We start from the raw sequence: 22032 nt of genomic DNA on the forward strand, positions 1-22032 counted from the left end.
TGGCAGAAGCGCTAAGAGGAGGCAAGCGGCCCCAAGGCATCGCGCAACGGTGCCAGCCGATCCCCATATTTTTGCCAGCGGCCCAGGGCGTCGCGATAAATCGGTTGCCGTACCTGATCGGCGCTGGCCGTGCGTACGGTCCGTTCGGTGCGGTGAAAATCCAGGCAGGCCGATTCCCAGTCCAGACCGCATCCCTTGACCAGCCGCCGGGCCTGTGCTGGCAGATCGTCCACCAGATCTTCGTATTGAATCGTTAGGATGCGCCCGGGAATCAGCCGCGCCCACTGGGCCATCATGTCGTCGTAGAGTCGGTAGTAGCCACCCAACTCTCGCAGGTCATAGGCGAAACCCTGGAAACCGGTGAACAGCCGTCGATAGCAAGACAGACAGACATCCATTGGGTCGCGGCGGCAATGGACCAGCTTGGCATTGGGCAGCGCCCGAACAATACGTCCCACCTGCATGAAGTTGGCGGGTAGCTTATCGGTGAAGAGATCCGCACCCGATGGCTTGGCCGCCGTCCCATAGGCCACGCCCAGATCCTTGGGGGACAGACCCTTCTCATCGGCCAAACTGGGGAAATGCAGCATCTCGCCTCCGGCAGTCACCCGGGAATGGCTGGCCAGGATCTGTTCCACCAAAGTCGTGCCGGACCGCGGCATGCCGATGATGAAGATCGGCGAGGCATCGGGACAGCCTCGCGCCACCGTCGCCGATTCATAGCCGTCAATCAAAGCCTGGAACCGGACGGCTTCGTCTTTGAGGTGCCAGTCAAAAGTGGCCCGTTTTAGCCGATTGGCGGCTTCCAGGTGATCAAAGGCCCGTTGATAATCTCCCAGATCCTCGTAGGCCTTGGCCAGACCGAACCGGACCTGCATCACTTGGTCACCCTCCGCGCGACCCTTCGCGATCAAGAATTCCATGGCCCGCAGATCCGGATCGTCCCGCGCCTGGAATTTCTTGATCATGGCCATATGACGCATGGCCCGCCCGCTGTCGGGGTCCAAGACCACGGCCTGGCGGTAGGCTTCGACGGCCTGTGCCGTTTCGCCCTCGGCGGTCAGGGCATTTCCCAGATTGTTATAAACATCGGCCCGCTGGACACCGAGTGCCAATATGGCCTTGCAGACGCGCACCGACTCCGCTGTTTCACCGGTTTGGTAGAGGGCCAAGCCAAGATTGACCTGCGCATCCAGGCTGGTTGGATTGGCGCGAACCGCCCGACGGCTGGCCTTCACGGCCGATTCAGCGGCACCAAGATCCAAATGCAAGACGGCCAGATTTGTCAGCGCATCGCCGTGGTCGGGATCCCGTCGTAGAACTTCGCCATAGGCCTCCACCGCGGCAGGGGTCCGACCGACCGACTGACGGCATAGGCCTAGATTATACCAAGCATCCAGATTGTTTGGATCGCCAGCCACGGCTTTTTCCAGCACCACCAACGCTTCGGCATGGCGGTCGCGGGCCACGAGGACCGACCCCAAGTTGCTCAAGGCCTTGGACCAGGTGGGACGCCCCGCCACGGCTTTTGAAATCGCCTGCTCGGCGCGATCCAATTCTCCCGCGCGAAATGCCAGCACGCCAAAAAAATGGTTGGCGTCCGGATCGTTTGGATCATGCGAGAGGATTTCGTGATAGACGGCCTGGGCTTCCGGGAATCGACCTTCCTTCAGATGGGCCAGGGCTGATTCATGAAGATCCCCCGCCATGCCCGACCCTGCTTAGGAAGACCGCTGCTTGGGCCGTCCGGGCAGCATATAGAATTCGATGCCTTCTTCTTGCATGTCTTCGGCTTCCTCCGCGCTGGCCTCGCCATAGATGCCGCGCTGATCGGATTCGCCATAGTGGATGCGCCGGGCTTCTTCGGGAAAATCGTCGCCCACGTAGTCACAGCTGCCTTCCACATGGTCTCGCAATTCGCTGACCGCATCCAAAATGCGCTCGGCCAGTTCGCGCGCTCTGGCTTCGTGAAAATCGCCGCTGGCCGCCGATTCACCGACGGAAGAGTTGATGCGCGGCGCCATGGGGGCCTTGGATACCGTGACCTCGCCGCAATGGGGACAGGCAATATCGCCATGGCGCTGCTGATCGTCGTAGCTGGCGCTGTCCTTGAACCAGGCCTCGAAACTATGGCCGTTGCCGCATTTGAGCTGATATAGAATCATGCTGGTGCTTCTTTCCGAATGGTCATAGCTTGGGACAGCGGGCGGCATAAAGCAACGCCGCCTTTCCCGCAAGGTCTATCATCACGCCGGTTAAGAAACCGTAATGTCGGAAAAATCTCATCATCTCGCCAATACCACGCCATCCCCCTGGGTCCGGCGCCATGCCTCTCTGGTTCCCGAGGGCGGCCCGGTGCTCGATCTGGCCTGCGGCAACGGTCGGCATGGCCGACTGTTCCTGGAGCTTGGACACCCGGTCCGGTTCGTGGATCGCAACGGGGATCCCCTGGCCGACCTGGAAGATAACGCTCAGGCGCGGATCCTCATCGTCGACCTGGAGGACGGTTCCCCCTGGCCACTGGCCGGGCAGCGGTTCGACGGGATCGTGGTGACCAACTACCTCTACCGACCGTTGTTTCCCCACTTGCTCGACTGTCTGGCGCCGGGCGGCGTGCTGATCTACGAGACCTTCGCCCGGGGTCAGGAACAGTTCAACCGTCCGCGCAATCCGGATCATCTGCTCAACGCAGGTGAACTCCTCGCCTTGACAGCGCACCGCTTGCAGGTCGTGGCCTATGAACATGGCCTGAAAAACGGCCGACCCTGTCCCGGGGTGGTACAGCGGATCTGTGCCGTCAATGACCGCCCGACCGATGGCGCCGTCCCGCCGTTCCACGCCTTGGAGGCCCCCGCATGACCTCGGTCACCGTCTATGGCACGCGGCTTTGCCCCTATTGCCTCAAGGCCCGGCGCCTATTGAAAAAAAAGGGCATACGCTACACCAACGTGGATGTGTCTTCGAAGGCCAAACGGGCCGAAATGGCCGGGCGCGCCAAGGGGCGCACTTCGGTGCCGCAGATCTTCATCGGCGACCGCCATATCGGCGGCTGCGATGATCTGGTCCGATTGGATAAAAAAGGTCAGCTAGCGCGCATGCTGCGGGGCGGCTAGGTCACGTCGCATTTAAACGGATTCGATTGAATATGACGTGATCTATTCAAAGCATATACGGCCTAACAGGCTGCTGAAAAAGTGCGCATCCCGTTTGTCGGTCTTCACCGGCGACGCCTTGGCATAAAGCCTTTCGCGTTTCATATGACCCGTTCCGCGTCCGTCAGGTTCCATTGAACCCGGTCAACAGGCGCGACGTGGTCCAAGGACTACCCAAACAGCGCCGTTTCCACCGCATCACAGAGTATATGGCCGATCAGGATATGGGATTCCTGAATGCGCGGTGTATGGGTCGAAGGGACGCGGATACAGTGATTACACAACTCGGCCATCTTGCCGCCATCTTGACCTGTCATTCCAATACTTGTGATACCCAGGCCTTTGCAGGCTTCCAAGGCTCTGAGGATGTTCGGTGAATTGCCCGAGGTGGAAATACCGATGAACAGATCGCCTGGTTTTCCGTTGGCCTCCAACTGGCGGCGGAACAATTCTTCGTACCCGAAGTCATTGGAAACCGCCGTGAGGATAGATGTATCAGTGGTCAGGGCGATGGATGGCAGGGCCGGACGGTTGGCAATGTAACGGCAGACGAATTCCGTCGCCAAATGCTGGGCATCGGCGGCACTGCCACCGTTTCCTGCAAGCAAGGTCTTATTGCCATTGCGGTAGGTATCGATCACCAATCCACAGATCGTCTCGATCTGGGTGACCAGGGCCGTGTCGGCCAAGAGGGCCTGTTTGACGGTGATGGAATCTTCGATCTGTTGCCGGACGAACCGGGGAGGGAGGTCAACCAAACTGGGCTCCTTGCTTCATATCCGCTTTGGTCAAAATAGCATATTGGCGCGCTCAAGGCCTGGTCGAGGGAGCCTTGCCATCCAGCAAGGTTTCGAACAAGGCGGTGACCCGCTTGGCATTGCCCACCCAGGTCATATCCCGTTCCTCGATGGTCGCCCGCGCGCCGTCCCCTAACTTGGCCCGCAAGGAGTCATCGGTAATCAGACGTTCTATGGCCTGACGCATGGCTTGCTCCGATTGCGCATCGAACAACAGGGCGTTTTGTTCGTCAACGAGCACTTCTTCGATATTGGGCATGGATGGGGCCACCACGGCACAGCCCAGGTACAGATACTCGAACAGCTTCAAGGGGGAGGCATATGGAGTCACCGCGGGCTGCAAAGCAATATCGAAGGCCGCCACATGCTCGGGAATTTCATGCCGTCCGATTACACCGGTAACAGTGAAGCGGTCTTCCAAGTCGGCGTCGCGGGCCTGTTTTTCAAGCTTCGCGCGCTCCGGACCATCGCCAACGAGCAGCAGGTGCAGATTTTGTTCTGGCGGAGCATCGGCCATCATGTCGATCACCGAATCAAGACGGTGCCAGTCGCGCACAAAGCCCGTGAACCCCAACACCAGACGCCCGTCCAACCCCAGCCGTTTCTTGGCTTCAATCATATCCGGTGTATTTTTGAAGTAGTCTTCATTAATGCCGTTGGGGATGATGGAAATGCGGTCATCGGGGACGCCGACGGCCCGAACATGATCGGCCAGGACATCGGTCACCGGCAAGACGTGATCGGCATGGCGCCAAGCATAGGCCTCGCTCCAACGGGCCAGAGAACGCAAGGCCAGTCCGCCGAACTTATCCCGCTCCTCGGCCAAGGGCGCATTGACTTCCAACAACATAGGCAGACCGGTTTTATTCTTTAGCCAAATGCCGGAAGGCAGGAACAGGTTATAGCGCTCGTAAAACACATCGGGGTTGTGGGCCTTGTGGGCCTGAACAAGGCTTCGGTAGGCCTTGAAGGCATAGGCCAGTTCAAGAATTTCGTGGATGAACTTGGGCAGATGACCGCGAATGAAATCGATCAGACCCCCTTCGGATTCAGAGTTTGAAGAGGATGCCGCCTGTTCACCCCCCCCGGGCGCGACCATGATGATTTCATGGCCCAGCTTCCGCAGCGCCCCGGTCAGTTCCTCGATGTGCACATTCTGGCCGTCTTTTGACCGGGTCCGGTGGTGATAGAGGATTTTCATGGAGGTCTCCGGCCGCCCCGCCAACGGGTGGTTACGAGGATGCGTTTTCTTGGGCTTTTTGCGAGGATTCGGTCAGGATCGTTTCCAGCCGCCGTAGATTGGCGTTCCAATCGAATTGATCCAAGATGATCTGCCGCGCCGCCGGCTTCTGTTGTCGTCCTTCCCGCAATAGCGCGATGGCTTTGGTGGCTGTTTCTTCCGGGGTATCGACCACATAAGCTTCGTCATCGGGAATGCCGGTCATGGCATTGCTGGAGGCCAGAACGGGCAATTCCATGGCCATGGCTTCCAGGACCTTGTTCTGAATACCCCGGGCGATCCGCAGGGGCAGGACGGCCGCTATGGCATGGGAAAGGAAGGGGCGGACATCCGGCACTCCGCCAGTGACCAACACGCCGGGACGTTCGCCCAGTTTGCGTACCGCTGGACTAGGCCGCATGCCGACGATGCAGAACAGCACATCAGGCACCGCCTTGCGGACTTTGGGCAACACCTCGTTGACGAACCAGGTCACCGCGTCGATGTTCGGCCAGTAGTCCATGGCGCCGGTGAAGACAAGAACCCGAGAGTCGCTGGGATAGGGGTCTTCGAAGCTCAAGCTGGGATCGAAATACTCGCTATCGACACCCTGGGTGCGGTTGGTGGTCCGGTCGGCACACTCCGGCGCCAGCGAGCGGAACAAATCGGCTTCGGCCTTGGAGATGAACACGGTGGTATCGAATTGCAAGGATGCCTTGGTTTCGAACGCCAGCAGTTTGTCGGCCTCGCGGCGGTACAGCCAACTCAGCGGCCAGGTCTTTTGTTCTCCATAGGCCCGCCACTTTTCCGAATCCACGTCTTCCATGTTGAGCAAGGTGCCTGCGTTGGGGGGCATTTTTCCGTCGATCAGATACAGGCCCATCACACCACTGTAGACCAGCACGGCATCTGGTTTTTCCTCCGCGACGACCCGATCGACCCAGGCCTGGAGTTGCGCATTGCGATAGAAAGGGAGCGACAATGCCTCGCCCGACAGCAATCCCTTGACCACGCTCTTGGCCTTGTGAGTCTTGGGGGAGATGCCGATGATGCAGGTCTCGGCACACATTTCTTCGACCATTGGCAGGTATTGCCAATCTTCTTCCGCATCGATGAAGGTGCCGAGAAAGATCCGACAACGGGTCGAAAAATATTTCAGCATGTTGTGGGTCGCGATTTTGTCACCCTTATTGGGTGGATAGGGCAATCGGTGCACCAGGAACAACAGCTTGTCCATCGGGGATCCTCGGCCAGTCGAACGTTTGAAGTTTCAGCACACTAACCGCCTTTCGCGGATTCGGCCAACTCATTATCCTTGTCCATGCGGTGCTTCAGTAATAGCGCAGGCGATACCACAGCCGCCCCAGTTGTTCATGCAGGGCGTAGTAGCTGAGGACCAGGGCCTTGGCGCTGGGAACGAAATGGGCAACGGTTAAGTCCGGCAGGGCTGCCAGGGCCACGGGCGCCGGAACCACTTTCAGACCCATGGCCTGGAACGCTTCGGTTGCCCGCGGTAAATGCCAGCCCTGAGTCACCAGATAGATCGCTTCAATCTTGTTTTCGTTCAGGATCTCCGCACTGAATTTCGCGTTCTCGAAGGTATTGGTGGAACGCTCTTCCAGCCACTTTGCCTCGATCCCGTAGCCTTGCGAGAGGGCACGAGCCATCAAGGAGGCCATGGAGTGGTCAAAGTGCTTGGCCACGCCCCCTGTCACCAGAATGGGTAGTCGATGCTTTCGCGCCAGCAAGACCCCGCCATGCAGTCGTTCTAAGGTGAGGCCGTCCACCTCTTCTCGAGGCTCAAGGGGAGTCGCTGCATAACCACCGGCACTGAGAACGACCACGGCCTTGGGAAGAGCGGCCGATGGCGGTGGAATGGATTCTTGTAGTTTGGCGAGAAGAGGGATGGCAACGACGGGCAGAGATAGAATCAACAAGAACCCCAGATTGGCCAGCGAAAAACCCAGCCACCGTTTGCGCCGTCGCAGATCGATCAGCGCCAGAAACAGGCCCATTGCCAGCAGCACGAAAAGCAGCCCCGGTGGCATGAGCAAGGCCTTCAGGACTGTCATGATTCCCGATCGCTCCCGTTTAGCCGACCTGGCGACCGATAAAGGGGCCGATGAAGTTGGCCACCGGAAGCGGCAGTTTCTGCCAGGTGGAGATCATCAACTTGTACTTGGGATTGTTGGGGTTGACGTCGGGCATGGGCTGATCGCCCTTCATCTTGAAGTCGAGCACCAAGGGCTGCGGCTCGAAGCCCCAATTCTTCTTGAAGGAATAAGGCCCGGTTCCGACCTTGCTGCGACCGAAATCGAACTGGGTAAAGCCCTTCTCCACCGCCCGGCGCATGACCCGGAAATACATCAGGTCGGCGGCACCCAGCTTGCGGGCCTCGAAGGCGGCGCCAGTGTAATAGGGCATCACCCGGTCTTTGAAATAGAAATTGAGGACACTCGACAGGGGCTTGCCGTCCAGCCGCACGGTCAGGATATCAGCACAGTCGGCGAATTCGGTCATCAGATTCCGGATGTATTTCTTGCCAAAGACCGGGGTGCCCAGATTGCGCATGGAAAACGAATAGAGCCCATAGAAGCTGTCGACCTCGTCATCGACCGTATCGGTCAGGTCCGATTTCAAGGCCTTGCGCACCACGGCGCGCTGTTTGCGCGGGATCTGCTTCAGACAATCGTCTTCCGCGGCCTCGATGGGGCGGTCAAAGGTGGCATAGAGGCCTTCCTTGCGCTGCCAGCCCGCCCGGTCGGCCTTTGGGTTGCGGAACTCGATATAGTCGGCGCTGACACTCTTGAGGATATCCTCGGCGGCGCCGTCCAAGGCCTTGCGGGCTTCCTCGTCCACCACCGCCGGAGAGCCATCCACGCAAAAGGCGGTGGAGACCAAGCGGTTGCCGAAGATCGGGCTTTTCATGTGGGTCAGGGGCAGAACGCCGGTGATCTCGCCATCTTTTTCCGTGTAGAGAAACGGGCTTTTTTGACCGAAGCTGTTCTCGATGACCCGCTTCCAGCCCGCTTTATGAAAGAAAGTGGCTTCCGGACAGCTGTTCACGAACGCGTCCCAGCGCTCCGCGCTTGCGGTGTCCAGTTCCTTAACGGTCGTCATGAGTCCCCCTAGACTGACTTGTGCGCGGCGTTGGGTTGGGGATCGGCCATGAACACCCGGTCCATGCGATCCCATTTGAAATCAGCCAGCAGCCGACGCAGGCGATGTTCCATGCGGTGCAAATTCAGATAATGGCGGAACTTGGATTTGGCTGACAGTCCGTCCATGCGCGGCTGGTCCGGATCCAACTCCCAAGGATGGTAATAGAAAATGCAGGATTGCCCATCATTTCCATTCACCCGCCGCATGGCCTGACGCGATACCGCATAGGGCAGCAGGCGGAAATAGCCGCCGCCGGAACAAGGTAGATTGCGGCTGCCCACACGAAGGGTGGTCAGCGGGATTTCGCTGATGGCGGCATCGGTGGGCTGAAACAGGAAGCGCGGGGCTTCTGGCATGCCATAAAGATCGTGATTGATGGGATAGATGGAAGAGCTATAGGCATAGCCTTCTTCGGCCAGTACGTCGAAGGCCCATAGGTTGTTCCGCCCGATAGAGAAGGTGGCGGCCCGATAGCCTGTGACCGCCTGACCGCCGGTATCTTCCAGCAAAGCCTTGGTGCGGCGGATGTCGTCGCGGAATTCATCGGGGCTCTGGTCGGTGACCAGGAAATGGGCCCAGCCATGGCTGGCCAGTTCGTGACCCTCTTCGACAATGCGCCTGATCAACTGCGGAAACCGCTCGGCCACCCATCCAAGGGTGAAGAAGGTCGCCTTGGTGTTGGTCTCGGCATAGATATCCAGGGCGCGCGAGGTATTGTCCACCACGCGGGTGGGGAAACTGTCCCAATCGCCGCGTGATACCCGGTTGGCAAAGGCCTGGACCTGGAAATAGTCTTCCACGTCAATGGTCATGGCGTTGACGATGGGGGCCGTCATTTCGACCGACGCCTCTTCTCCACCTCCCCATCGAGGGTCCGGAGGTATTCGGAAAAGGTCATCAGTGCGCGGCGCAGCGCCTGGTCATGCAAATCAACCAAGTCTTCCATGGCTTCCACGCGGATTTTCAATTCCTTTACCGCATGAATCTGTTCACGCAGCGCCTCGGAATCAAGGGAAGCGACGTTGGACAGCACCGCGGCCGAGGCCTCTTGCTTCGCCTCTTCCGGATCCGGCTCAAAGCCGCTATCGCGCTCCAGCTCCAGGTCTTCGGCCACCTGATTGACGTCATCGCCGTCAATTTTATGGAGCTCTTCCAGGCACCCATAGAGCAACAGCCGGGAGCAAAGCACGTTGATCCGCCGGGGCACGCCGCCAGTGCGTTCATAGATCGCCTGGAAAGCACCGTCGGTGATTTTCGGGTCGTTTTTCCAGTTCACCTCGTGCAGACGGTGCTGGATGTATTCCTTGGTTTCCTCGTCATCCACCGGGCCCAGGTGATAGGAGGCGATGACCCGTTGGCGCAACTGCTCCAGATCGGGGCTGGCGATGGTACGGCGGAACTGCGGCTGACCGACCAGAATACTCTGCAAGGGCACATCGTTGCCCACGGTCAGGTTGGACAGCATGCGGAGCTCTTCCAAAGCCTCGAAGGTCAGATTCTGGGCCTCATCGACCACCAAGATGCTGCGGCGTCCCTCGGCCAGATTGTCGGCCAGGAATTGTTGAATTCGTTCCAGCAAGGCGGGCTTGGTGAGACCCTCATGGGGAATGCCGAATACCGAGGCCGTCATGTACAGGGTGTCGTCAGCGTTGAAGCGCGTGGTGACGATGGTGCCGGTCTTGTACTTCTCTGAGTCCATATGGGACATGAGATGGGCCAGCAGGGTGGTCTTGCCCGCGCCCACATCGCCGGTGATGACAATAAAGCCTTCACCCTGGGTCAGACCGTAAGATAGATAGGCCTTGGCACGATTGTGAACGGTACTGCCGAAAAAAAACCGCGGATCCGGCGTCAGCTGGAACGGCGGTCCCTTGAGCCCGTAAAACTCGACATACATAGTGGCTCAGAACTCCTTGCGCAGGCTGACAGAGACCGTGTTTTCCTTCAGGGCTGGAGTCCCTGTGGTGTTTTGATACAGCCGCGAGACTTGAGCCGAAGCATCCAGCGTGTCGTTCAGGGCATAGCTCAGCTGCGCGGTACCGTTCATTGACTTTGTCGTTCCGGAGCTGCTGGAGGAACTGCGGCTGAAATTGGCATTGACGTTCAAAGTTGTTTGGCGCGAAAGCTCCCGGTTCCAGCTCCCGTTCAATGACAGGCTCGAATCAGACCCTGCATTGGTGCCGCTGAAAGTTCGCTTGGTCAGGTTCACGCCGGCGTTGAAGCGGTTGCGCCCTCTGGTTCCGGTCAAACCCAGGCTGAGAGTCTGGGACTTAAAGCTGGATTCCACCAAATCGGTTTGCAGGTCGTTGGGATCCACCACAAGACCCGTCGTGGCATCAATGATGTCACCGTCGTCGTTGGTGGTCAGATTGTTCAAGCTGCTGGAAAGAGCGGTTTGCTGGGTCGAGAAATCGGTCGAATAGGAGCCCTGCAACGTGGTCCGTGGCGAGAAGCGATAGGTCAGATCGCCAGAGAATTGAGTGGTGGTGAACCGCTTGCCATATTGGATGGTTACATTGGTTTTTGGTCCCGGGGCGATCTGCATGCCGCCGTTCCAGAAGAGTCCGTTGTTGGCCGATTGGTCCGCGCTGTTCTTGTCCTTGAATTTCTCGTAACCGGCGGAAGCCAGCAAGGTCAATTGCGGCATGACCACATAGGCGGCCTCTCCTTCGGTCACATCGCGGCGGTAATCGAATTGCCCTTGCTTCATGGAAACTTCCGTGCGCGCTTCGCCGGACCAGGTCAGGACACTGAAACGGCGGCCGCTTTCCAGGCCGGAGATAATCTCGTGAGTGATGGTATTGTTGAGGCCTCCATCGCCCGTCCCGGTGTCGGTCCCGGTGGCCATGAAGCGATTGCCGTTGAGCCGATAGGTCATCACCGAATCAGCCCAGCCGTCGTTGCCATGCTTGAAGGTGGGCGCGATGGAATAGTTGAGGATTCGGGTCCGGTTGGTCGATGTGGTGCGGTCGGTCGCCGTTGTGGTGCCTGTTTGCGAAACGAATTGCTCGCTCACCGATGCACGGCCATCGACAGAAACGTAGTCCGGAATGATATCAACTTCTCCGAGCCCCAGCAGTTCATGCCGGAAGCCGTTCAGCTCCTTGTTTCGAAGATAGGTGTCCCGTGACAGGGAATAGCTGAAATTGGCACTGCTTCGGCCGCCTTCGCCCTGTAGGCTGATGCCGGCATCGGTGGTGTTGATAAAGTCGGTGGCCCGATTGGTGGTCGAGGAATTGGCGTTGTCGGTGAAGGTTTCCTCGGTGGCAACGGTGGTCACGATGTCCCAGCGGGCCTGGCTTTGCATTGGCAAAAGGGTCGCCAGACCGCCGACGAAAAGGCTCGCCAGCACGGATCCCCGGACGGCCATCGACAATGAATGGGTGCGTACGCAGGGGTACCCATTCCGTCCGAACCTATCCTTGTTTGCCGCCTTGGTCATTCCGTCGCCAGTGTGCCGTCTAGAGTGCTGTCGTGAATCTCGGATCGTTTCCAATCCCAAAACGACGCCCAGGCGTGCGTGACGCCGGACGCCGGATCGGAACCGGAGAAAGAATCAGAACCAAGCCTGCGGAACGATAATCACATCGCCCGGAAGCATTTCCACGTTCGCGCTCATGTCGCCTTCCTTGAGCAAATCGTCGAGCCGAATACGGAAATTCTCCTTGCCCTCGGCCTTTTGGCGTACCAGCACGGCCCGGTTGCCCGAGGCAAATTCGGTCAAGCCACCCACCTCAATCATCACATCAAGGACGGTCATCCTTTCACGGAATGAAATAGCCTGCGGCTCGGCGGCTTCACCCACCACGCGGACTTGCTGATTGAACGGTCCGACAAACCCGGTGACGATCACCGTGACGATCGGGTTTTGGACATATTCGCCCAGCACCTTTTCGATGTCTCGAGCCAGTTGTGTCGACGTTTTGCCGGCGGCTTGAAGATCTTCGATCAAAGGGACCGAAATCAATCCGTCGGGACGAACTGGAATGGTGGTCGACAGCTCCGGATTCCGCCAGACGAAGATCTGCAGCGTATCCGTGGCGCCGATGCGATAAGTCGGTTGTTCCCCAACGGTCTGGGAAACGTCCGGGGCATCGTCATAGGGCGAGCAGGCGACCATAAACAGGCCGAGTAGGGCGACCATGACGGGGCGGAGTGATATGACACTATTGAAATAGCTGCGCACGACTAAAGGTCCGAACAGTTGTGAATGTTGGAATGCAGTATCATATAGTTGGTTTCCTTGTGCAATAGTCACTTGAGTGATAGTGACATGTCTGCGCTATATCGGTCACACTCCCGTTGCCCATCCGCCACGGAGGTGGCTATGCCCGGATGGGGTGAGGAAACTATCGCCAATGGGTTTGAATCGGTGTTAAATGACTTCCGGATCAAATGCACGACGGTGGTTTCGTTATTGAATTCAGCGGTTGCCGCGTGTTAAGGCCGCACCCAGAAAGTGTCACGCTGGAGCATTGTAAAGCGAAATAATGGACCAAATTCTTTCCTATATCCCTGCAATTTGGCGCCGTAGATGGTACGTGATCTGGGTGGCATGGCTGGTCTGCCTGATCGGGTGGCCGGTTGTGGCCTTTATTCCTGACAAATATGAGTCCAATGCGCGAATCGTGGTCGACACGGAAAGCATGCTGCGACCGCTGTTGCGGGGCTTGACGGTCGAGACCAATAAACTCCAGCAAATCGAAATCATGCATCGGACTTTGTTGAGCCGCCCCAATCTGGAAAAAGTGATCCGGATGACCGATTTGGATATCGGAGCGGTGACCGAGGCCGAAACCGAGAAGTTGATCCAGAGGCTACAGTCGAATGTCACCGTCACGGCGCAACGCACGAACCTCTTCTTGATCGCCTATAGCGACCCGATCCCCGAGGTCGCTTACAAGGTTGTCCAAGCCCTGATTAGTATTTTCGTGGAAGGCAACCTGGGCACCAGCCGGAAGGAATTGGATTCAGCGCGGCAGTTCATTGACGAGCAGGTGCGGATTTACGAAGAGCAGATGACGACGGCTGAACAGCGATTGTCCCGCTTCAAGCAGGCCAATATCGATCTGCTTCCCGGAAGTTCCAACTACTACGATTTTCTCACGGCAGCCCGCAGTGAGTTGACCAAGCTGAAAGAAAATCTCGCGGACGCGGATACGCGGGTTTCTGAAATCCAGCGTCAATTGGGCGGTGTGCCGGAATACATTGAATTCGATGATGACTCGACCGGAAGTGGGCCGCCGTCGGGGGTCGCCTCCCGTCTGATGGAATTGCAGCACCGGATGGATGATTTGCTGCTGAAATACACAAAAAACCATCCCGACGTCAAAGCGACCCAGCGCTTGGTTGACGATCTGAAAAAAGAACTGGCGGAAGAACGGGCCTCGGCTGCCACGGGAGGGCCGGGAAGCGGCGGCCCAGCGATCACCCGTCGCCCCAACGAGGTTTACCAAAGCATCAAAATGCAATTGGTTTCCGCACAGACCGAAGTGGCAAGTCTGCGCTCAAAGGTTTCACGGCAGGAAGGAGTCAATGCCAAGCTCGAAGAGCAAGCCAGCATGGTTCCAGAAGTCGAGAGCGAGTTGGACCGCCTGACCCGCGATTTTGAACTAAGCCGAAAAAACTACGAGGAACTCCTCGCCCGGCAAGAAGCGGCGATCATGTCCGAAAGCCAAGAAACCAAGGCTGAAAAAGTTCAGTTCAGGATTGTTGAGCCGCCGACGCTTCCGGTCATTCCCACGGGTCTCAAGCGATCCTTGGTTCTGACCGCGGTCATGGTTTTAGGGTTCGGTGCCGGATTGGGCTTGGTAACCTTGTTTGTGAGCCTGCAAACCACGTTCCCGAGCACTTTGCGCTTGGCCCAGGTTACCGGAAGACCGGTGCTGGGCATTGTTTCGGTGAGTGTGCCCAAGGGCACGAAAACCTACCGGACCGTGCGGATCGTGACCTTTGTCCTGGCCATATGGGTCCTGATTGCCGTTTACTTCGGCCTGATGGTGGTCGAGCGCAATATCGGTCTGGTCAACGTTGTTCCCGCGGATGTGAAGGCGCAATTGATCAACAAGCTGCCCGAAGGCATCCGAGGCAGGCTGGAATAGAAGATCCCGCCTTGGCGGCGGGCAACGACTATGGATTGGACCCAAACGAGCGAGCGTCGAAAGATGGAGCGGAAAAAAAAGCGACCTTCCCTGATTGAGCGCGCCGCCGAACGGTTTTCGAGCAGCGGTGTGGACTTTTCGGAAAAGCCAACGACCTCGGCGCGGAAGGCCGAGGCCGATAGTCGCCCCGGCGGCGGTGCCGAGGGCGGGGAGATGGCCGTCGAACCGAAAGGCCCGCCAGCGCCTGTGGAGCCCACACCCGCCAAAGGGTCCGATGGCGGCGGCAAGGATGGCTATCGCGGCGGCAATCATATTGATATCGACCTGGATGCCATAGCGGAAAAAGGCATGATTACCTCGCGCGGCGAACGCTCCCGGATGACGGAAGAGTTCCGGGTGATCAAACGTCCGCTTTTGTTGCGCGCCCTGGCGACCGGCGAGGAAGCCGTCAAGGACGGTAACCTGATCATGGTCACCAGCGCCATTCCCGGTGAAGGCAAGACCTATACGTCGGTGAATCTGGCCATGAGCATCGCCAAGGAACGCGATGTGTTTGTGTTGTTGGTGGATGCGGATTTGAGCCGTCCCAATGTCATGCCGACCTTAGGCTTGAAAGCGGACCGCGGGCTCGTGGACCTTCTGGAAAATGAAGATCTTGACGTTGCCGATGTGTTGATGCGGACCAATATTCCCAATCTCTCCATCATTCCGGCGGGGCGCTCTCACTCCATGGGTACGGAATTGTTGGCCAGTGAACGGGCTGGACAGGTCATCAATGAGATTGCCATGCGATATCGCAACCGTGTGATTATCTTCGATACCGCGCCGGTTCTGGCCAGTAGCGAAGGCGGGGCGCTGTTGAAACATGTGGGGCAGATTATCCTGGTGGTCGAATTCGAACGGACCAAGGAAGTGGAAGTGTTGGGCGCACTGGATATGTTGGACAACTGCGAACATATCAATCTGGTGCTCAACAAGGCAGGGACCAGACTTGCCGGAGGCCACGGTGGATCCGCCTATTACGGTAGCTATTACGCCGGTGGCGATGACTGATTTCGTCAAAGGACTGGAAATGGCGCCGTCACGGTGGCCGATGAATTGGGCGATTGCGAGTACCCGATGACTGGGAACAATGATCGGCTGGCCTATTGGATGGCCGGGTTGGGTGTGTTGATGGTAACGGCGCTGTTGTTCGAAACGGCGCGCGATACGGTCGGTGTCTGGTCGACCTCCTCATCCTTCAATCATGGTTTTGCAATTTTTCCTGTCGTCGCGTACCTGATTTGGGAACGCAAGGCGGATTTGGCGTGGGTGGTGCCCAAACCGGCCCCATGGGCGCTGATTCTGGTATCCGGGGCGGCGGTCGTCTGGTTGATCGGTCGTGTAACGGATACCTTGTTGGTCCAGCAGATCGGGTTCATGGGGGTGGCAGAATCCCTTGTGCTGACGCTTTTGGGCCCACAGGTAGCATGGCGGATCGCCTTTCCGCTGTTTTTTGCCTGGTTCGCCATTCCTTTTGGCGATTTCCTGGTCCCGCCCATGCAGGATGTGACGGCGTTGATCCTGGTGTGGGGGCTGGAGCTGACCGGAATACCCGTTTACGCGGACGGCGTGTTGATCAGCATACCCAGCGGTGATTTCGAGGTGGCCGAGGCCTGTTCTGGCTTGCGTTTTTTCACCGCTTCAACGGCCCTGGGCGCGCTTGGAGCCAATATGCTTTACCGTTCATGGGGTAGACGATTGGCCTTCGTCGCGCTGGCCCTGACGATCCCCATTTTGGCCAATGGATTTAGGGCTTACGGAATCGTCGTTCTGGCCCATTATGTGGACCGTGATTTCGCCCTGGGTGTGGACCATCTGATTTATGGTTGGATCTTCTTCTCCTTCATCACCATGATCTTGATCGCCATCGGATGGCAGTTTCGCGAGGATTTCGTGCCGACCACCGAGGCGCCTGCGGGTGCAGCCGGTTTTGCCGCGCCGGCTGGCTCAAGGTCCGTGGTCATGCTGACGGTCGGCACATTGGCCTTGGTTTCCATTGCCCCGTCTTTCGCCTCTTTTGCCCTGGCGCGGACCGCTGAACAGGCGCCGACCATGACGGTCCCGGCGCTGTCAGCTCCATGGCGGATCGTCGAGGAGATTCCCCAATCCTGGCAGCCGGCTTTTCTAGGCCCCGACGACGAAGCGCGGTGGCGTTTCAGCGATGGGGAAAACATGGTTGATGTCTACATCGCCTACTATGCCCGGCAGAGGCAGGGATCAGAGGCCGTGTCCTATGGCAACCATGTGGACAATAAGACATGGCGCCGGGCCGGGGTTGGCACCACGGTTGTCAAGCATGGTGAGCAATCCGTTTCCTTTCATGCCAAGACATTGATTTCCAAACATGGAAAACGGCTTTCGTGGAAAACCTACTGGGTTGACCAGTCTTTTACCGCTCGCCCGTGGATGGCCAAAGTGATGCAAGCCAGAGCCCTGATTTTTGGCGGGACACCGGCGGCAGCGGCGTTGGTGGTATCATCGCCCTATGACGATCGCCCCAAGAAAGCGGCGGAAACTCTCAAGAAATTTTTGGCGGATTCTGGGTTTATGATCCAAACACTCGACCGGGCGGCGGGTCTCAAATAACGGTTTTGGCTGTGAACAAGAGGTAGAGTATGTGCGGCATCGTTGGCATCTATCACGATAGTAGCGCCCGCCCCATCGACGAGGCGCTGCTGTCGCACATGAACGACACCCAATTTCATCGCGGCCCGGATGAAGGCGGTCTGTTTGTCGCGCCGGGGATCGGCCTGGGCCACCGTCGGCTATCCATTCTCGATCTTTCTGGCGGGCGTCAGCCGCTGTACAACGAGGATGACTCCGTCGTGGTCGTCTATAACGGCGAGATCTATAATTTTCAGGAACTTTTCGACGAATTGAAAGCCCTGGGACACCAGTTCCGCACCCATTGCGATACCGAGGCCATCGTGCATGCCTGGGAGGAATGGGGCGAGGACTGCGTCCATCGATTTCGCGGCATGTTCGTCTTCGCCATCTGGGATAGCAACAAAGATACCCTGTTCCTGGCCCGTGACCGGCTGGGGATCAAGCCGCTCTACTACGCCCCCTTGGCCGATGGCACGCTGGTCTTCGGCTCGGAATTGAAATCGGTGCTGCCCTATCCGGGCGTGCCTCGGGATCTGGACCCGGCGGCCGTGGAGGAATACTTCTCCTACGGCTACGTTCCCGACCCGCGCAGCATCTTCAAGGGCGTGTACAAGTTGGAATCCGGCCATACCCTGACCTATCGTCGCGGTATGCCGACCCCACAACCGCGCCAGTATTGGGACGTGCGGTTCGACGCCGATGTGCCCAAGGACCCGCGCGAGATTCAGGAACAATTGATCGAGCGCCTGCGCGAGGCGGTGAAAATCCGCATGATCGCCGAAGTGCCTTTGGGGGCGTTTCTGTCCGGTGGTGTGGATTCCAGCGCCGTGGTGGCGATGATGGCTGAATCCTCGGAAAAACCGGTGGATACCTGTTCCATGTCCTTTGCCCACAAGGATTATGACGAATCCGCCTATGCCCAAATGGTGGCCGAGCGCTATCACACCAATCACCGGGTGCAGCAGGTGGACCCGGATTCCTTTGACCTGATCGACCAGTTGGCGACCTTCTACGACGAACCTTTTGCCGATAGTTCGGCCATGCCCACCTATCGGGTCTGCAAACTGGCCCGGGAAAAGGTCACCGTCGCCCTGTCCGGCGATGGCGGCGACGAGGTCTATGCCGGGTACCGCCGCTATCCGTTCCACAGCTATGAAGAGATGGTGCGCGGCAAGCTGCCGCAGGGAATCCGCAAGCCGTTGTTCGGCATGCTCGGGGCGACCTATCCGAAACTCGACTGGGCACCGAAATTCCTGCGCGCCAAGTCCACCTTCCAGTCCATCGCCCGGGATGCGGACGAAGGCTTCTTTCACAGCGTTTCCGTGATGCCGGATCACCTGCGACGGCGCCTTTACAGCGAGCGCATGACCAATGACCTGCAAGGGTATCATGCGGTGGAGGTGCTGCGACGGCACATGAAGGCGGCTCCCACCGATCACCCGCTGTCCAAAGTGCAATATGCGGACATGAAAACATGGCTGCCGGGCGATATCCTGCCCAAAGTGGATCGCACCAGCATGGCGGTATCGTTGGAGGTGCGGGTGCCGGTGTTGGACCATAAATTTGTCGAATGGTCCTGTGGCCTGCCACCGGATATGAAGCTGAACGGGCGCGAGGGAAAATATATCTTCAAGAAGGCCCTGGAGCCGCACCTGCCCGATGACATTCTTTACCGCAAGAAGATGGGCTTCTCCGTGCCCCTGGCTGCCTGGTTTCGAGGACCCCTGAAGGACCGGGTCCGTGACGTGGTCACCGGCGACCTTCTGGGGGATTGTGGTCTATTTGATCAAAAATACCTGAAGACTCTGGTTGATCAGCATCAGGCCGGGTTGCGCGATCATAGTGCGCCCCTTTGGACGATCGTCATGTTCGAATCCTTTTTGCGCAAAACCCGCGAGGCGGGGAAGCCGGCGCTTTGATTAGTCTTTTGCTCCCTCCTGATGGCCATCGCGATGGTGGGGGAGCAATAATTGAATGAATGGAAAATAACATGGCCACCCTTGATCACGTTATCGGATTGCTCGGCGAAGTCCTGCATCTGGGAGATCGGACGGCGGATCTGACCGCCGATACGGCGCTGTTGGGAAGTCTGCCGGAAATGGATTCCATGGCCGTGGCGACGGTGATCGCGGGTTTGGAGGAACGTTTCGACCTGGCCATCGAGGACGATGACCTGACGGCCGAGGTTTTCCTCACTGTGGGCAGCCTCTGTGCATTCGTGGAGTCTAAGCTTGGCGGCTGATCGCGAGCCACAGTTTCTACAAGGTCCGAATGGTCCCTTGTTTACCCTGCGGATCGGTCCTGCCGCCGCGCAGGCTCGCGCGGCTTTGATATATGTTCCGCCTTTTGCCGAAGAAGGAAATCGCTCGCGACGGGTTGCCGTGGATTTGGCGGAGACCCTGGCGCCGCTCGGGATGGCCACTCTTTTGCTGGATCCCTATGGAACAGGGGACAGCGGGGGTGACCTGGATTCCGTTCGTTGGTCCACCTGGATCGAAGATGTGCGCGCGGCAACCGGCTGGCTGCGGGAGTCCGGCTATGAAACCATTTCCTTGCTGGGCTTGCGGTTGGGGGCTGGTCTGGCCTGTGCCGCGGCAGACGGGACAACCGAGCGGGTCATTCTTTGGCAACCGGTTCTCAAGGGCCCGACTTTCCTCACCCAGTTTCTAAGAATTCGGGTGGCTGCGGGCCTTGGCGGCGCTCAGGAGACCGTGAAGGATTTGCGCGCACGCTGGGACGCGGGGGAAACCTTGGAAGTGGCCGGATACGCCCTGTCCGCCGCCTTGGCCAAGGATCTGGATCAATGGACTCTCGCCAACCCTGGGGTACCGGTGGATTGGTTCCAGGTCGGTGGCGAGGCGCTCAATCCCGCCGCCTCGACCTGTCTGGCCCAATGGGGGGCAACGAGTCGGGCTCAAGTCGTATCTGGCGAGGCCTTTTGGTCCATCGAAGAAGTCGTTGCGGCGGACGATCTGGTGGCGGCGACGGCAGCCTTGTGGCAGGACAAACCATGACCGTCGTCATCCAGGAACAGGCGCTGACTTTTCCCTGTGACGGGGAAACCCTGGTGGGAGTCCTGCATCAACCCGCCGCGCCGGGGAATCGAGGCGTGGTGGTGGTGGTCGGCGGCCCCCAGTACCGGATCGGCACCCATCGACAGTATGTGCTTTTGGCCCGGGAACTGGCGGCACAGGGAATCCCGGTGCTCCGTTTCGACCTGCGCGGCATGGGAGACAGCACCGGCGACTTCCCCGGTTTCGAGGACTTGAACGTGGATATCCGCGCGGCGGTGGATTGCTTGCAGGCCCAGGCACCGTCCGTGAACGACGTCGTTCTATTGGGCCTTTGCGATGGCGCGTCGGCGTCGGCCTTCTATGGGGCGACGGATTCCCGCATCGGGGGGTTGGTGCTCATCAATCCCTGGGTGCGCAGCGAACAGACGTTGGCTCGCGCGCAAGTCCGTCACTATTACCTGCAACGGCTCACCTCCCCTCAATTCTGGCGCAAGGCCCTGGGGGGCGGTCTCAATCCCTTGCGCGTAGGCAGCGAGCTGCTGGGCAAGGTCGCTCAGGCTCGCGGGGTGAAAAAAGACCATGGAACCCAGGCTCATCCCGAGCCCCTTTCCTTGCCCGAACGGGTGTCGGCGGCGCTTCGGGCCTTTGATCGTCGGGTATTGGTGATTTTGGGGGGCGCCGATATGACCGCCCAAGAATTTGATACGGCCGTATGGCGCAGCAGTGCCATGAAGGATTGGACGGCGCGGTCTCAGGTCACTTTGCAGCGGCAACCGGGAGCCAACCATACCTATTCCACCGCCGCTTGGCGGCGGCAGGTCCATGATTGGATCAGCCAATGGCTATTGCTACCGTGACAACAGGGCCTTCTTGATCTTGGGCGCCAACACATGGCGGGCGGCGCCAAGAGCGCCCCGGAGCGTCTTTGGATTGTAGGCGGCCAGTCCCCAGAGATCCCGCCGCTGGAATAGCCATTCTTCCTTATAAGGCTCGGCGCCAATGCCGAAATCCACTTCGTGAACATGGTCCTCGTCGATGACGTGACGCATCAGGTGGAGGAGGGAAAGGCGACCAAGCGCCTGTTTCTTGTAGTCCTCGTCATAGGCGGTTTTGTACATGCTGGCGCGACCGCCCCGCACAAAGGACAATTGCTCGGCCACCGGTTTGTCATCCCAGTACACAAGACCCAGGCGCAGGGAGCCTTCCTCCGCGGCGGCGCGGATCAGCGACCGCATGAAGTCGGGTTTGGCTTCCGGCTGCTTCCAACTGGCGGCATAGATGAGCTCATAGTCGGCAATAGCCCGGTCCAGACCCTCCGGCCCGGTATGCATGACATGATGATAGGCCCCCGACCGCTCCGCCTTGCGTTCCATGCGCAAGAGGGTCTTGCGGATGGAGGATCCGCGACGGGACAGGTAGGTCGCGCTATCCGGATCCGTAATGGATTCATAGATGTTGGCATATTGGAAATAGGGCTGGACCGCCCAACCGTTGCGGTGCAAGGCGGCGACCAGCCAATCGAAACTGGGAGTGTCTTTTTCCATGGCGCGGAACGACATATGTTCCCAGCGGCTTTCCCGGGCACACAAGTGGTCAACAAGAGCGTCCAAGGCTGCTTTGGGATTGGCAAGATTGTCTGCGTACAAGGGCTCCCACAGGACCGTATAGACATTGGTCAGCGAGCCCACGGTGCGCAGGACCAGGTCCTTGCCGCCGGTGACACTCAGAGCAGGGAGCAGCAACAAGCAGCGGGAGTCTTGGTTGTCATCGGCGACCGCGTAAAAATGGATGCCATCTCCGGGGGCACAGGCTTCATCAATCAGGCAGCGATACCAGGTCCAAGAGGAGAAAAAGCTGCCCTCTCGGTGAAGGAGCGCGCTGGCTTGCTCCGGCAAGTCGGCTAGGCGATCAAAACGCGTGACCTGATAGGACATGGCA

The 22032-nt window shown here is 58.6% G+C and carries 21 protein-coding genes; 9 read left to right on the top strand and 12 right to left on the bottom strand.

Features of this window, described 5'->3' with window-relative positions; all coding sequences use genetic code 11:
* Positions 1 to 11: 11 nt before the first annotated feature.
* On the bottom strand, positions 12 to 1709 hold the full coding sequence (locus MGMAQ_RS04825; protein WP_052716127.1) for a tetratricopeptide repeat-containing sulfotransferase family protein: 1698 nt from the start codon (positions 1707 to 1709) through the stop codon (positions 12 to 14).
* Between the two features lie 12 nt (positions 1710 to 1721).
* On the bottom strand, positions 1722 to 2165 hold the full coding sequence (locus tag MGMAQ_RS04830) for a DUF1178 family protein (RefSeq protein ID WP_046020651.1): 444 nt from the start codon (positions 2163 to 2165) through the stop codon (positions 1722 to 1724).
* 103 nt (positions 2166 to 2268) lie between these two features.
* Here MGMAQ_RS04830 and MGMAQ_RS04835 point away from each other — a divergent pair, with 103 nt between their 5' ends.
* Positions 2269 to 2859, top strand: coding sequence for a bifunctional 2-polyprenyl-6-hydroxyphenol methylase/3-demethylubiquinol 3-O-methyltransferase UbiG (locus MGMAQ_RS04835; protein WP_046020652.1), 591 nt, complete (start codon positions 2269 to 2271; stop codon positions 2857 to 2859).
* The gene (gene grxC, locus MGMAQ_RS04840) at positions 2856 to 3113 is read left to right on the top strand and encodes a glutaredoxin 3 (RefSeq protein ID WP_046020653.1); all 258 of its coding nucleotides are present in this window, start codon (positions 2856 to 2858) and stop codon (positions 3111 to 3113) included. The genes MGMAQ_RS04835 and grxC overlap by 4 nt, the downstream gene beginning before the upstream one ends.
* Before the next feature lie 209 nt (positions 3114 to 3322).
* Here grxC and MGMAQ_RS04845 read toward each other — a convergent pair whose 3' ends face one another.
* The 9 genes from MGMAQ_RS04845 to MGMAQ_RS04885 all read right to left on the bottom strand — a co-directional run bounded on the left by MGMAQ_RS04845 (position 3323) and on the right by MGMAQ_RS04885 (position 12588).
* Positions 3323 to 3874, bottom strand: a complete 552-nt coding sequence (locus tag MGMAQ_RS04845; RefSeq protein WP_148561033.1) for a D-sedoheptulose 7-phosphate isomerase — start codon at positions 3872 to 3874, stop codon at positions 3323 to 3325.
* An 88-nt stretch (positions 3875 to 3962) separates the two neighbouring features.
* Positions 3963 to 5150 carry a glycosyltransferase family 4 protein gene (locus MGMAQ_RS04850; protein WP_046020655.1) on the bottom strand — a complete coding sequence of 396 codons (1188 nt, stop codon included), beginning with the start codon at positions 5148 to 5150 and terminating at the stop codon, positions 3963 to 3965.
* Between the two features lie 31 nt (positions 5151 to 5181).
* Positions 5182 to 6405, bottom strand: a complete 1224-nt coding sequence (locus tag MGMAQ_RS04855) for a TIGR03087 family PEP-CTERM/XrtA system glycosyltransferase (protein WP_046020656.1) — start codon at positions 6403 to 6405, stop codon at positions 5182 to 5184.
* Between the two features lie 94 nt (positions 6406 to 6499).
* The gene (locus tag MGMAQ_RS04860) at positions 6500 to 7240 is read right to left on the bottom strand and encodes a YdcF family protein (protein ID WP_052716128.1); all 741 of its coding nucleotides are present in this window, start codon (positions 7238 to 7240) and stop codon (positions 6500 to 6502) included.
* A 19-nt stretch (positions 7241 to 7259) separates the two neighbouring features.
* Positions 7260 to 8288, bottom strand: coding sequence for a FemAB family XrtA/PEP-CTERM system-associated protein (locus MGMAQ_RS04865; protein ID WP_046020658.1), 1029 nt, complete (start codon positions 8286 to 8288; stop codon positions 7260 to 7262).
* Between the two features lie 8 nt (positions 8289 to 8296).
* Positions 8297 to 9166 (bottom strand): XrtA system polysaccharide deacetylase, encoded by an 870-nt coding sequence (locus MGMAQ_RS04870; protein ID WP_046020659.1) that lies wholly within the window; start codon positions 9164 to 9166, stop codon positions 8297 to 8299.
* A complete protein-coding gene (locus MGMAQ_RS04875; RefSeq protein ID WP_046020660.1) occupies positions 9163 to 10227 on the bottom strand; it encodes an XrtA/PEP-CTERM system-associated ATPase in 1065 nt (354 codons plus the stop codon). Before MGMAQ_RS04875 ends, MGMAQ_RS04870 begins: the two co-directional genes overlap by 4 nt.
* A 6-nt stretch (positions 10228 to 10233) precedes the next feature.
* On the bottom strand, positions 10234 to 11700 hold the full coding sequence (locus MGMAQ_RS04880) for a TIGR03016 family PEP-CTERM system-associated outer membrane protein (protein WP_046020661.1): 1467 nt from the start codon (positions 11698 to 11700) through the stop codon (positions 10234 to 10236).
* Between the two features lie 186 nt (positions 11701 to 11886).
* Positions 11887 to 12588, bottom strand: a complete 702-nt coding sequence (locus MGMAQ_RS04885) for an XrtA/PEP-CTERM system exopolysaccharide export protein (protein WP_252508679.1) — start codon at positions 12586 to 12588, stop codon at positions 11887 to 11889.
* A gap of 232 nt (positions 12589 to 12820) precedes the next feature.
* On the opposite strand from MGMAQ_RS04885, the gene MGMAQ_RS04890 reads away from it, so the two are divergent.
* The 7 genes from MGMAQ_RS04890 to MGMAQ_RS04920 all read left to right on the top strand — a co-directional run bounded on the left by MGMAQ_RS04890 (position 12821) and on the right by MGMAQ_RS04920 (position 20951).
* Complete coding sequence (locus tag MGMAQ_RS04890; RefSeq protein ID WP_046020663.1) at positions 12821 to 14431, top strand: XrtA system polysaccharide chain length determinant; 1611 nt, start codon at positions 12821 to 12823, stop codon at positions 14429 to 14431.
* 63 nt (positions 14432 to 14494) lie between these two features.
* Positions 14495 to 15484 (top strand): XrtA-associated tyrosine autokinase, encoded by a 990-nt coding sequence (locus MGMAQ_RS04895; RefSeq protein ID WP_065814716.1) that lies wholly within the window; start codon positions 14495 to 14497, stop codon positions 15482 to 15484.
* Between the two features lie 33 nt (positions 15485 to 15517).
* A complete protein-coding gene (gene xrtA, locus MGMAQ_RS19305; RefSeq protein ID WP_052716129.1) occupies positions 15518 to 17059 on the top strand; it encodes an exosortase A in 1542 nt (513 codons plus the stop codon).
* Positions 17060 to 17088: 29 nt separating this feature from the next.
* Entirely contained in the window at positions 17089 to 18999 is a 1911-nt protein-coding gene (locus MGMAQ_RS04905) for an XrtA/PEP-CTERM system amidotransferase (RefSeq protein ID WP_046020665.1), read from the top strand.
* A gap of 71 nt (positions 19000 to 19070) precedes the next feature.
* On the top strand, positions 19071 to 19322 hold the full coding sequence (locus tag MGMAQ_RS04910; protein WP_046020666.1) for an acyl carrier protein: 252 nt from the start codon (positions 19071 to 19073) through the stop codon (positions 19320 to 19322).
* Complete coding sequence (locus MGMAQ_RS04915) at positions 19312 to 20094, top strand: hydrolase 2, exosortase A system-associated (protein WP_046020667.1); 783 nt, start codon at positions 19312 to 19314, stop codon at positions 20092 to 20094. Before MGMAQ_RS04910 ends, MGMAQ_RS04915 begins: the two co-directional genes overlap by 11 nt.
* On the top strand, positions 20091 to 20951 hold the full coding sequence (locus MGMAQ_RS04920) for a hydrolase 1, exosortase A system-associated (RefSeq protein ID WP_082085275.1): 861 nt from the start codon (positions 20091 to 20093) through the stop codon (positions 20949 to 20951). Before MGMAQ_RS04915 ends, MGMAQ_RS04920 begins: the two co-directional genes overlap by 4 nt.
* Here MGMAQ_RS04920 and MGMAQ_RS19310 read toward each other — a convergent pair.
* Positions 20943 to 22028, bottom strand: coding sequence for a GNAT family N-acetyltransferase (locus tag MGMAQ_RS19310; protein ID WP_052716130.1), 1086 nt, complete (start codon positions 22026 to 22028; stop codon positions 20943 to 20945). The genes MGMAQ_RS04920 and MGMAQ_RS19310 overlap by 9 nt on opposite strands.
* Positions 22029 to 22032 lie beyond the last annotated feature (4 nt).

It is taken from the genome of Magnetospira sp. QH-2 (assembly GCF_000968135.1).
Taxonomy (GTDB): Bacteria; Pseudomonadota; Alphaproteobacteria; order Rhodospirillales; family Magnetospiraceae; genus Magnetospira.